Annotated in this window: 9 protein-coding genes; all 9 read right to left on the bottom strand. The window is 63.5% G+C overall.

The window, feature by feature from the left end; all coding sequences use genetic code 11:
- Positions 1–8: 8 nt before the first annotated feature.
- The 9 genes from AC1DSJ_RS09875 to AC1DSJ_RS09835 all read right to left on the bottom strand — a co-directional run bounded on the left by AC1DSJ_RS09875 (position 9) and on the right by AC1DSJ_RS09835 (position 11,596).
- Positions 9–1,586, bottom strand: a complete 1,578-nt coding sequence (locus AC1DSJ_RS09875; protein WP_441371347.1) for a serine hydrolase — start codon at positions 1,584–1,586, stop codon at positions 9–11.
- Between the two features lie 7 nt (positions 1,587–1,593).
- Positions 1,594–2,835, bottom strand: a complete 1,242-nt coding sequence (locus AC1DSJ_RS09870; protein ID WP_441371346.1) for a hypothetical protein — start codon at positions 2,833–2,835, stop codon at positions 1,594–1,596.
- A 23-nt stretch (positions 2,836–2,858) separates the two neighbouring features.
- Positions 2,859–4,004, bottom strand: coding sequence for a D-alanyl-D-alanine-carboxypeptidase/endopeptidase AmpH (ampH, locus tag AC1DSJ_RS09865; RefSeq protein WP_054421090.1), 1,146 nt, complete (start codon positions 4,002–4,004; stop codon positions 2,859–2,861).
- A gap of 163 nt (positions 4,005–4,167) precedes the next feature.
- The gene (locus tag AC1DSJ_RS09860) at positions 4,168–5,109 is read right to left on the bottom strand and encodes a GAF domain-containing DNA-binding protein (protein WP_441371345.1); all 942 of its coding nucleotides are present in this window, start codon (positions 5,107–5,109) and stop codon (positions 4,168–4,170) included.
- Positions 5,110–5,233: 124 nt separating this feature from the next.
- The gene (locus AC1DSJ_RS09855) at positions 5,234–6,466 is read right to left on the bottom strand and encodes a pectate lyase family protein (protein ID WP_441371462.1); all 1,233 of its coding nucleotides are present in this window, start codon (positions 6,464–6,466) and stop codon (positions 5,234–5,236) included.
- A gap of 13 nt (positions 6,467–6,479) precedes the next feature.
- Positions 6,480–8,384, bottom strand: coding sequence for a Vi polysaccharide transport protein VexE (locus AC1DSJ_RS09850; protein WP_441371344.1), 1,905 nt, complete (start codon positions 8,382–8,384; stop codon positions 6,480–6,482).
- Positions 8,377–9,576, bottom strand: a complete 1,200-nt coding sequence (locus tag AC1DSJ_RS09845) for a KpsE/RkpR family capsule polysaccharide export protein (protein ID WP_156336331.1) — start codon at positions 9,574–9,576, stop codon at positions 8,377–8,379. Before AC1DSJ_RS09845 ends, AC1DSJ_RS09850 begins: the two co-directional genes overlap by 8 nt.
- The gene (locus tag AC1DSJ_RS09840) at positions 9,530–10,246 is read right to left on the bottom strand and encodes a P-loop NTPase family protein (protein ID WP_054421087.1); all 717 of its coding nucleotides are present in this window, start codon (positions 10,244–10,246) and stop codon (positions 9,530–9,532) included. The genes AC1DSJ_RS09845 and AC1DSJ_RS09840 overlap by 47 nt, the downstream gene beginning before the upstream one ends.
- Positions 10,247–10,255: 9 nt before the next feature.
- On the bottom strand, positions 10,256–11,596 hold the full coding sequence (locus AC1DSJ_RS09835) for an ABC transporter permease (protein ID WP_054421086.1): 1,341 nt from the start codon (positions 11,594–11,596) through the stop codon (positions 10,256–10,258).
- Positions 11,597–11,598 lie beyond the last annotated feature (2 nt).

The following is an 11,598-nucleotide window of genomic DNA, read 5'->3' as shown; positions in this document are numbered from 1 at the left end:
GCTTGAGGTTACTTGCGCGACCAATGCCCCATGCCGGCATCGTCATAGAACTTGATGTCGAAACCGCTGGCCTTGCCCTGATCCATCTTGAACACAATGGACGCCAGCGAATCCACCAGCTCGGCTTCGCCGACCGGGGCGAACGCGAAGGTATCGCCGTCCCAGTGCTTGACGGGAAAGCGCATGCCTTTGGGTCCCAGCACCAGGCTCAACCCGCCATTGGCTTCCTGGATTTCCGCAGGACCGTAATAGGGGTTGTCGAAATGGCCGGTGTATTGCGACAGCGCGCCGGCAGGCTTGCCGTTCGCCGGTTTGGCCTGCGCGGAAAGATCGGCTTGTGGCGCAAAGAAGGCCTGCATGGCGCCGTTGTACGCGGCGAACCAATCGCGCGTGGGCTTGCCATACAGCGCCGTGTCGATGAAGGTTGCCGCCACCGATTCTGCTGCACCCACGGGCGCGCCGTTGGTCAGCACCACGATGCCGATGCCCGCCGACGGCACGATCCGGAACGTCGTGCCCGTGCCCATCAGGAACGCGCCGGAATGCCCCATCGACGGGCGTCCGCCCAGCTCGGTATTGACGTTGAAGCCATAACCGTAAAAGCCCGAACGCGCGTCAAGGTTGTGCGCGCGCGCACTGAACGACTGCGGCGACAAGGCCGGCAGCAGCGCGCCCGGCGCGATCATCCGCTTGCCCTGGAATTCGCCATCGGCCAGCAATAGCTTCAACCATTGCGCCATGTCTCCCACGGTGGACGACACGCCGCCCGCGGGCGCCTGCTGATCCGCATTGCGCTGGCCCAACGGCACGAACGCGCCCTTCTGATACCCATGCAGCACGGCGCGATTCGTGCGCGCCATGAAGTCGTCATAGCGATAGCTGGTGGACGTCATGCCCAGCGGCTTGAACAGCACGTCTTGCGCCAGGCTTTCCCAAGGGCGGCCCACGGCCTTCGCCACGGCTTCTGCGCCGATCGTCGTGCTGAAGTTTGCGTAGTGATACGACGTGCGAAACGCGTCCAGCGGCAGCAGCCGCAAGCGGGCCATGACGTCACCGCGCGTATAGCCCAAGTCTTCCAGGTCGTCGCCCGCCGTGCCAGGCAAACCCGAGCGATGCGCGAAGAAGTCGCCGATGGTGCCGTGCGCTGACACATAAGCGTTGCTGAGCTTGAAGTCCGGCAGATAGCGGGCCACGGGGTCGTCCCACGCCACCACGCCTTGCGACACTTCCATCGCCGCCACAGTGGCCGATAGCGACTTTGAAATCGACGCAATCTGGAACACAGTGCCGGCATCCACCGGCGCGTTCTTGCCCACTTCACGCGTGCCGTAACCCTGGGTCAGCACCGTCTTGCCGTCCATCACCACGGCCACCGCCATGCCCGGCACATGGCTGCGCTTCATGATGTCTGCCACCACGCGCGGCAGATCCTTCACGGCTTGTTCGCGGCTGCCCTTGGGGATGGCGACGACGTCGGCGGGCGGGCTGGCATGCGATTCAACGGGAATCGGCTGCGCCCACGCTGACGCGGCGCCGCTCAGGGCCAACACGCACAGGCCTGCAATGAAGTTGGTTTTGCTAGTCATGGTGACCTCAGAATCCCGCTTGATAAGCGATGCGAAAAACACCTTGGTTGATGCGGATGGCCTGATCGCGCTGATGCGTCACGCCGGCCTGCAAGATGAACCCGACCGGCGTGACGTAGGTGATGGCGCCGGACAACGCCCAGTCCCAATCGTTCTGCAAGCCGTACGGCGCCAGCCTGCCGTCGCTGCCCGATAATTTGCGCGCCGCGGCGGTAGCGGTCAATTGCCAGCGGTCGCGCGACAGCGATACTGACGTCACGCCATTGCCGTTGCGCACGGGCGCGCCGCGAAAGGCGCTGGAAAACGTGGCTTCGTTAAACCAGCTGAGCGCCCACGCATTGGCAAGCGGCGCGTCGTATCGAAGCCGGGCAGAGACGGTGTTGGCGCTTTCGCCCATGCCCGGGTCCACATGCAGGCGGCCGGCGTCCACGCCGCCCGACCAGCGTTCCAGCTCCGGCAGATCACGAAAGTCATAAGACAGGATGAACGACTTCAGTTGGTCGCTGAATGCCGGCGGCTGATCTTGGCGAATGAAACCATCGTCCAGACTCAAGCGCTGGTTCAACGCGGTGTCATCACGCTTGAACAACACCGCCGCCACCGAATGCGTGCCGTTGCCGCCGGTGGCCAAGGTGTAGCGGCCGCCCAATCCGATGGAACCGCGAAACTCCGAGTTCTCGTTAAAGCCGCTGTACAGGCCATCGATGACGTGCCACGCGTCGCCAAAGCCCAAGTCCATCTTGCCGCCGTACAAGGCATAGCGGTCGGCGGTATAGGCCGCGAACAGGTTGTCCAAATTCACGCCCAGGTCCGAGAACGCGTTGTCTTTGGTCTCATTGTTCGACGAGTTGAGCGTTGCCTTGGTGCGGATCGAAAATCGTTGCGTCAGCTGCATCACCAGTGCGGCTTCCGCTGTGGGCTGCACGCTGCTCCAGTGCGACCGCGGAATCTGTCCGTTGGCATCCTTGATGCCAAAAAACCCGGTGTAGCCCGTCATCAGCAGAAAGCGGCCGTTCAACTGCGGATACGTGCCTGCGTCTTCGCCCAGCTGGCTGTACGGCGTGAGGAAAATCTCGGTCTTGAAGATGTCGGGCCCGCCTTGCGCAGGCACTTCTTGCGCAGGCACTTCTTGCGCATACACCTCTTGCGCAGACACTTCTTGCGCAAACACGTCTTGCGCAAAAACGCCGTGCATCACCAATGCCGCCACGATCCCGTGGCATACCGATAATCCAATGCGCTTGCCCATCGCCAAGCACCGGCCAGACCCGATCACCGCGCCAGCTCAGCCGCCAATTCGCGCACCTGGGAATGGATGTTTTCGAACATCGCGAAGTTCACGCGGCTGGCCACCACGAAGACGCCCAGGTCGCGATTCGGCGACAACACCGCATAGCTCATGAAGCCGCCCAGGCCGCCGCTCTTGCCCAACAGCAAGGGCGTGCCGTTGCGCGGCAGTGACACCACCCAGCCCAAGCCCATGCCATCGGCGCTGGTCACTTCGGTTCCCACCACGGATTTCAAGCCGTCATACGGCAGCCACATGACATGGTCCAGCGCGAAGGCTTCCTTGGCCTGGCGCGCGCCGTCCAGGTGCCAGCGCATCCAGCGCGCCATGTCGGCCGCCGTGGAATAGATGCCCGCGCTGGCGTACATCACGTCCGGCACCGGCGCGTTCGGGTCCGGTTTGCCAAACGGGTCCAGCCCCGTCATCAAGCGCTTCTTCTGCGCGTCGTTCAACACATTGGTGGTGTCCGTCAGGCCCGCGGGCTGCGTGACTTCGCGGGCCAGCACCGTCGAATAATCCGCGCCGCCCGCTTTCGCCAGCGCATCGCCCAGCAAGCCGAATCCCAGGTTCGAATAAAGCGTGGTGGTGCCGGGCGTGTAGGCCGGCTTGTTGCTGCCGATCCATTTCCAGTAGTACGCGCGGTCAAACGCGGCGTAGGGGTTGTCGGACGGCTTGGCGTTCGGGTCCGGCAATTCGCGCGGCAAGCCTGCGGAATGCGTGGCCAGATCCAACAGCGTGATGGGCCGCCCGTTAGCTTCGACGCGGGCATTGTCGGGCGCGTACTTGGCCAGCGGGTCGGTCAGCTTGACCTTGCCCTTGGCGGCCAGCGACGCCAGCACATCGGCGGCGAACACCTTGGATACCGACGCAATTCTGAAGATGGAATTCGCGTCCGGCTCAACGCCATTGCCCGGCGCTGTCTCACCATAGCCTTGGATGACCACCTCATCGCCCCGCACCACCGCGATGATGACGGCCGGCGCACCCGAGTTCAGAAACAGCTGCATGCCGGCCATGGACACGGCATCTTGCAACGCCAGGTCAGTCGCGCGCGCCGGGGCCACGCCCAACGCGCACGCCGCCGTCAAAGCCAGGGAAGTCAAACGTGTGAAAGCGCGAGTCGCCAGCATGCCAATTCTCTCAAGGTCGCCCGGGGGATGGGAGTTGCGGGAAGGGGTCACCGCAAGCGAGATCATCCCAAAACCTTGGAAATTGACCACCTTGCCAGGACGAAACAACATTCCCGCATGACGAATGACATAGGCGCGGGGCGCGGCGGCCCCGGCTGGTGGATCAGATCCCCATGCGTTCGCGCAGCGACTTGCGGTACGAGCGCGACACGGGCCATGCGCCCTCAACCGAGCGCATCCTGATCAGCCACTTGTCGACGCTGCGGCGGTCAACGTCCATGACATGCAACGCATTGGCAATGGCGGTGCGGTGTACGCGGAAGAAGATCTTTTCGGGCAGCAAGGTCGACCACATCCCGAGCGCGCGGGAGTCCAGCACCATCGAGCCGTCTTCCAGCCAGATCTCGCTGTAGTTTCCTGCCGACCGCACGCCGACGATGGTCTCCGGCTGTACACCCCGCACCACGCCGCGCATGTTCAGATAGACCACCGACATCGAGCTCTCGTGCATCGCTGTGCGGTTGTGATCCAGGCTGTTGGAATACTTGGCCTGACCGATCAGGTTGGCGCATTGATACAGCGCGTTGACCTCGGCGGGCGACCAGCTGCGGTGCCGGGCGGTGGTGTCGAAACCGATGATGCCGTACAGCTTCTTGTCATGAAACACCGGCACGCTCAGCACGCTTTTGTTGCCCTGGCGCACGAACTCGGCCTGGATGATCCGCGCCGTGCGCGGCAGGTCGTGCACATCATGAATGGCCACGGCATAGCCCTTCACCATGAACCGGTGCAGCCACGCAATCAGCGTGGTCGGCACATCTTGAAGTTCGGCAACAAACGGCTGCGTCTGGCCGCGGCACCATTCATGGGTATTGCGGAATCGCAGCATGTCGGGCCGGTACTCGATCAGCCACGAGCGATCCACATCGGACGTCTCGCCCATGAAGGCCAGTTGCTCGGATATCGCATCATCGGCCGGGCGCTTGAGCAGGCTCATCGCGCAACGGTAGACCCAGTCCGGCGAACGGTCTGACGGGCGATCCGGTTCAGTGCCGGCGGCACCGTCGAAAGCGGTGTGAGTCTGATACTGGACGGCGTCCTTCACTGCGTTTCCCCTGGCGGCCGAATCGTGTGTCGTCCCTGTGTTGCTGTGCAACACGCCAAGCGGCGATTTTCACTCTGAGAAGGGGAAATGACAAGCGCGGGAAAGGGCGGCTGGGCCTCCTGAGTTACTTCCCGCAGCCCGAGCCCACGCGCGACGTCGGCAACGGCGTATCGCCACCCGTATTCCCCGCGAATTGGCGGATCTTTGCCGCCAATTCCGGCGTGGGCCGCTCATAGCCGTAGCAGTACGGCGGCGTCGGCGCCGATTCGGGGCGGTAGTCTTCCAGCACCGGCTTCGCGTCGCCCAGATAAAGATTGTCTTTCAGACGCAGGAACGCCTTGTAGTCGCGCGTGTAGCCGTGCTGCGCCTTCAGTTTTTCGTAAGCGCCGCGATCGGATTCGCCGTTGTCCAGCGCGCTGCGTTTGGCGGCGATGGGAATGTAGTGGCAGTAGTTGACGTTGATGCCTTCCACCGTGGGAAAGAACGCCGGCTCCACGCACTTGCGCTGGGTGGTGTTGTTGAAGATGTTTCCTTCCACAAAGGCTTTGGCCTCCAGGCTGAAGCTCATGCCGTAGAAGTCCCAGTTCTCCAACAGGTTGTTGAACAGGTGGAACGTGCCGAACTGCCCGCGAGGGTTGCGCTGCACGGTGTTGAAGAAATAGTTGTGGTGCAGCGTCACGCGCGCAATCGAATCACGGTCGTAGTTTTCGAACAGATTTTTCGATGTGATGTTGTTCAGCAGCATGACCTTGTTCGAGTTATGGAACTTGGTCCATGAAATCGTCACGTCGGTCGAGCCATTCTTCACGTTGAGCAGGCGGTCAGACATGCGCGACAGGTCCATGTGGTCGACCCACACGTCGCGGCTGCCGTTGGCCACGTTCACGGCTTGCGTCAGCCGGTTCAGGCGGCCGTCGATGGTCAGGTGCGTCAGGATGACGTTCTGGCTGCCGTACACGCCCAACCCGTCGTCAATCAACGTGACCTGCTTGCCACGCCCGTCGATCGTTACGTTCGACGGCACGCGCAGCTGCTTGTCCAGCACGATGGTCATGTCCGACGCAAAGCGTATCCACGTCGGCCCCTTCTTCGCTTGCGCGAGCGCGGCGCGCAGCGTGCCTGGGCCGGAATCCTGGTCGGACGTGACCTCGATGAATTTTCCGCCCAAGCCGCCCGTGGCCTTGGCGCCATAGCCTTCGCGTTGGGACAGCAGCGACGAAACGAGCGGGCAGTGTTCATCCGGGCTGGCGCACGATTCACTCGCGGCCGCCACGCCGCCTTGCAACAGGGCCACGGCAAGCAGCCACTGGATTGACCGACGCACTGTCCACCGGCTCGTTTTCATTGCTGTCTTCATCAAGGCTTGATTCCTATTGCTGCGCGGAGCGATCCGCAGACTGCACATGGCGCCAGATGCCCCCGCTCAGGCGCAGATTTTCGGGGGGGCCGGCCACGTGTTCGCGCAGCCGTTCAAAATACGCCTGCTGCCAGCGCTTGGCATAGGCGTCGGCGTCTTCACCGGGGTTGGCGGCGGGCAGCATTTCCAGCGTGTAAGCCACGTGGCCGTTCTCCCATCGCGGCGCGTAGAACACCGACGGCACGCCAAGACGATGCGCCAGGTGCGATGCAAAGCTGGAATACGTGACTTCCTGCCCTTCAAAGGTCGTGCGCGGTGCGGCGGGATTTGCCGCGCCATCAATCGCCAGACACAGCACGTAGCCCGAATTGATGGCGCGCATGCAGGCCTTGGCGACCTGCGCTTCGGTCTGGTCGGCAGTGGAGATCAGCGCCGTGGAATAGCTGCTCTGGGCGATGCTGGGCGCGGTGGCGAGCCAGCGCGACGGGATGCCCAGCAGCTCCAACGCCATCAGGCCCGCGTACATGGGGCCGACGTGCGCGGTGGCTACCACCACCCCTTTGCCGGCCGCCAGCAGCGGCGCAAAGAAGCGTTCGCCGGTATCAAGTTCGCCCAACAGCTGCATGGATTCTTCGACGTCATCCTCGCGGCATTCCAGCCAATCGAACAGCAGGTGATCGATCATGTGGCCCCAGCGTGCGCGGCGTTCCCATTCTGCGCGGTCCACATTCGTGTCACCGCGCATCGACCACGCCCAATCCAGACGCGCCTGCGGAATCGGGGCGGTATCCAGCCGCGCTTCCATCTGGGCCATGGCTTCCGGGAAGGTCTTCGGCAGGTTCGCGCTGCGGGTGGCGACGTATTTTTCGTACAGGGTTTCGGCGTCGCCCTTGCGGCCGGCCTGCGACAGCGCGCCGATGGCGGCGCGCTGCCACATCAGCTTGTCGGGCGACTTTTCCACAAGCTTCAACATCTGGTCGGCGGCTTCGTCGTACTGCAACGTATAGCGCAGCGCGCGGGCATACAGCGCGCGCGTCTGTTCCAGGTCCGGCGCCAACTCCATGGCCTGCGCAAGCGGCGCCGCGGCTTCTTTGTAGCGGCCAGCGCGCAACAGCGTTTCGCCATACAGCGTGAGCAGCCTGACGTCCGCAGGCGCGGCGCTCAGGCCCGCTTCGAAATGCGTCAGCGCGTGCACCTTGCGATCCTCTTCAGAGGCGCGCCGAAGGTGCGCGAGGCCCAGCGAGGCGCGCAATGCCGCGCAATCGTGGTTTGCGCTTAAGGCCGCATTGCCCAGTTGGATGGCGGCTTCCGCGCGGTCGTCTTCCAGCAAGGCGCGCACGGCCATCGTTGCTACGCGTTCGTTGGGCAGCTGGTTCGAATCCAGGCTTGCCGCAATGCCCGCCGCCTCGGCCACGTCGCCGTTGCGCACGAACGCCATCATCCAGGCATACGCTTCAGCAGGATCGTCTTTGGCCATGCTGATAGTGGCGCGCGCGATGTCGGCGGCATCCGCCACGCGCCCGGCCTGCACGCGCAATTGAATGCGCGCGGCATGCAGCGAGGCGTTGGCGGGCTCGATGCCGGCCGCGGCGTCGGCCTCGGCAATCGCGCGGTCCCACTGCTTGCTGCGGCCCAACAGGCTGGCCAGCAAGCGGCGGTCATCAGCGCGTGTCGGGTAAGCCACCGTCAGCTTTTCAAGCGCGGCGATGGCGGGTTCGAAGCGCGCTTCGCGCATCCACGGCGCCACCATCAAACGGCGCACATCGCGCCAGCCGTCATGGGCCTCGGCCAACGCCGGGTCCAGCCGGGCCATCTCGCGCGCGGGGTCGCCCGCCGCGTAAATGTCCTTGATGACCTCGCGCAGCCGCGCGGTGGCGTCGGCCGCAGCGCGACGGGTATCAATTGCCGTATCAACCATGACGCAGCCCCCTCAACAATGCCATCGCAACGCGCGAGATGAACATCAACACAAAGCCCAGCGCCAGCGCTTGCAGCAGCAGAACCATCGTGCGCGGGCTGCTCGGACGGTCGGTGGGCACCGGCTGAGCAATGATGGACAGGTAACGTTGCAAGCGCAGCGCGTCCGTCATGGCCTGCTGGTACGACTGCTGCGCCAGGGTCAGGTTCGAATCCGCAAACGCCTGGGCATTTCGCAGCGACTCATACGATTTCAGCTGCTTGGCTTCGGCATTGCCGTCGCCGCTTAGACGGCGGCGCACCGACGAAATCCGCTTTTGCAACGCCAGCACCTGCATTTCAGCGGGCTTGAGCATGAAGTGGTCTTTGTTGCCCAGCGCGCGAATCTTGTCCAGATTGATCTGCGCGCTGCTGAGCTCGGCCTCCAGCGTGCTGGACAGATTCAACAGCATCGCCACCGTCGCCGTGGGGTCGATGTTGCCGTGCGTCGTCCGCCATGACATCAGGGCGTCGCGGGCGGCAAGCGCCTTTTGTTCCGCAAGCTTCACCGCCTCTTCGCTGACCTTCAATTTATCGGCCACGCCTTTCTCGTTCATCGAGCTGACGAACTCTTCGGCCAGGCTGATCAGCGCCTTGGACAGCGTTGCCGCATCTTCCGGCGAGAACGCGCTGACGCGCAGCACGTCAATCTGCTCCAACGCATTGAACGACACATGCACCGACGACTGATAGGCGCGGTACAGATCGTCTTCGCTGGAGTCTTCGGAAAGATGGTTGAACGGGTCCACGCCCGCGTGGATCAGGTATTGGCGCAGGCCGACTTTCTTGTCCAGCTGCTGCATGGCGTCGCGGGATTTCAGGAAGTCGCTGACGGCCCAGCCGTCGACAAAGCCGCCCAGCATGCCGCCCATGTTGCCGGTGGTGAGCAGGCTGGCCGCGCCGCCGCCACCGCCTTGCTGGCCCGATCCCGATTGCACGAAGAACCGCGATTCCGCTTCATAGCGCGGTGTGGCGATGGCAAGCACATACACCAGCGCCAGCGCCACCGGCACGATGACGATGAACGCGTTGATCCAACGGTGGCGGCGGCGTTCGCGCAGCGCCGCCTGCCGTTCGCGACGGCGGCGTTCGATCTCGGAGCCGCCCTCAGATCCCGAGCTGGCTGTCTTCGAAGCCGCCTCCGAAGACGTCATCGCCGGTGCCGGAGTCGCTTCGTGATCGTCGCGGGGGGTATTTGCTGAGGCATTGGTCGAGGTCGTCTTCGATGCTGAGAGCGCTTCGTTCATAAATCAAGCCTTTTAGGCAATAGTCCGCCATCTGGTTCTGGCGGTAGCTAGAGAGAATTAGGGTTCGGCCGATCAGCCGCTCTTCGAACAGCGCCAGCCATAGCCGGGTGAAACGGCAGGGTTCGAAAGGGATGGCCCCTTCGATCACGTAGACATCGAACGCCGGCGCCAGCGCCAGGGCGAACGAGAATTCCTGCCGTACGTAGAGCGGCCAATGCTCCATGGGCTTGGCCAGGCATTTGGGATCGCTGATCAGGTCTGCGACCAGTTCGAACGTGGCATCCACATCGATTTCGTACATCTCGCAGACGAAGTCGATCACGGCAATGCCGCTGGCCTTGCCGCGGATAAAGCCTTGCCGGCCGATCGCCCACGAGACGTTGCCGTCATGTTTGACAAAGCCCTGGCGCGGCGGACGCAGGCAGCACAGCACGTCGACGATCTGGCGATGCATTTCCGGCGAATGCGACAGCAGCGCGTAACGCCCCACCGGAATGTCGAGCGTGGCGTTGGCCAGCAGCGGCTGCCGGCTTCCAAAGGCATAGGGTTCGTCAGTGACGCCGTTCAGATGGATCATCTGCTTGCCTCACATCGGTTGGACATTGGGGCGCGCAAGACGCTCGGCCGCCAAGGCAACCACCATCATGAACACCAATGCCGTCAGGAAATAGCCCAGGCTGGCGTCGTGCGAATCGTAGGCGGCGAAGTACGCCGAACGCAGCAGCTGCATGCCGTGGGCAAAGGGCGACCACAGAATCCAGGGCCGCAAGTGTTCGGGCAATTGCTCCGACACAAAGAACACGCTGGAGAAGATCTGTAGACCCCGCTCGATCACGGGAGCCAGGCGCAGGAAGAAATGCCAGAAGGTGGCGATCGACCCGAACAGCACGCCCATGGCGGAGCCGCAGCATCCCATCAGCACCACGAACAGAATGAACCCCGCCCAGCTTTCGGGAAGCGTGATGAGCCCCAACGCGTGGCCGGCGCTGATCAATACCGCGAACACCACGAGGTACACCGACACGTAGATCAGCGCCTGCACCATCGCGCACATCAGCGGCGTGACGCCCTGAAAGTTCAGCAAGCCTCGGGCCGACACGTACGCGGTGCTGCTTCGGAAAACAATCTGCCGGAACATGATCCATGTGGTGGCCCCCAACAGCGAAAACGTTTGCACGTCCATGCCAAGAATGAAGTGCGTCCCCATCAGGATGTACAGCGACGAGATCAGCGTCAGCAGCACCACCGGGCCAACCAAGGCCCACAGCAGCGCGATTCGGCTTTCGCCATGAATCACCCGCAGCTGATACACGAACAACGCCATCAGCGTGCGCCCGACGGGCCGCCCACGCGCGGCATTCCCCGGGTGATGCCCTTCATGCAAGGCTTGCAGGCGTTCACGCAGAATCGCAAGATCACCGGCCTCGCCTTGCGGCAGCTCGATTTCCAGCGCGATGTCGTTGCGCGACGCATGACGGCGCGCATCGCGCGCTTCGTCCTGCTTGCGCCGTTCCACGCGCCGCGCATGCGCCGCCGCCAGCCGCTCGTCTTCAGCGATCAGCTTGGGCGGCATGTAGCCCGGCGTGAACACGTCGACGCCCGCGCGGATGTCCTGCTCCAGCAGGCGCACGATCAGACGCAGCCGCCGCCGGGAAAAATCGGCGAGCGTCTCATCGACCTTGCTGCGCGCAATCTCTGCGTCCAGCTCGGCCTGCACGGCCTCGTACACCGCGCGGCGGGCGGCCACGGAATCGTGCGGCTCGCCTTGCAGGCGCGCCAGCAACGGCTTCAGCAACACGCCCGGCTTGGCTTGTGCTTCAAAGAGCGCGGCCGGGTCCAGGCGCCAGGCATCGACCCCCGAACCCACCGCGTAGTTACTGTCCTTGCGGCGGTTACGCCACCCCTTGATCCGGTCCTCGTTACTCATCG

This window comes from Achromobacter sp. 01N37, from assembly GCF_056399725.1.
This window is presented reverse-complemented; position numbering and strand designations above follow the sequence as displayed.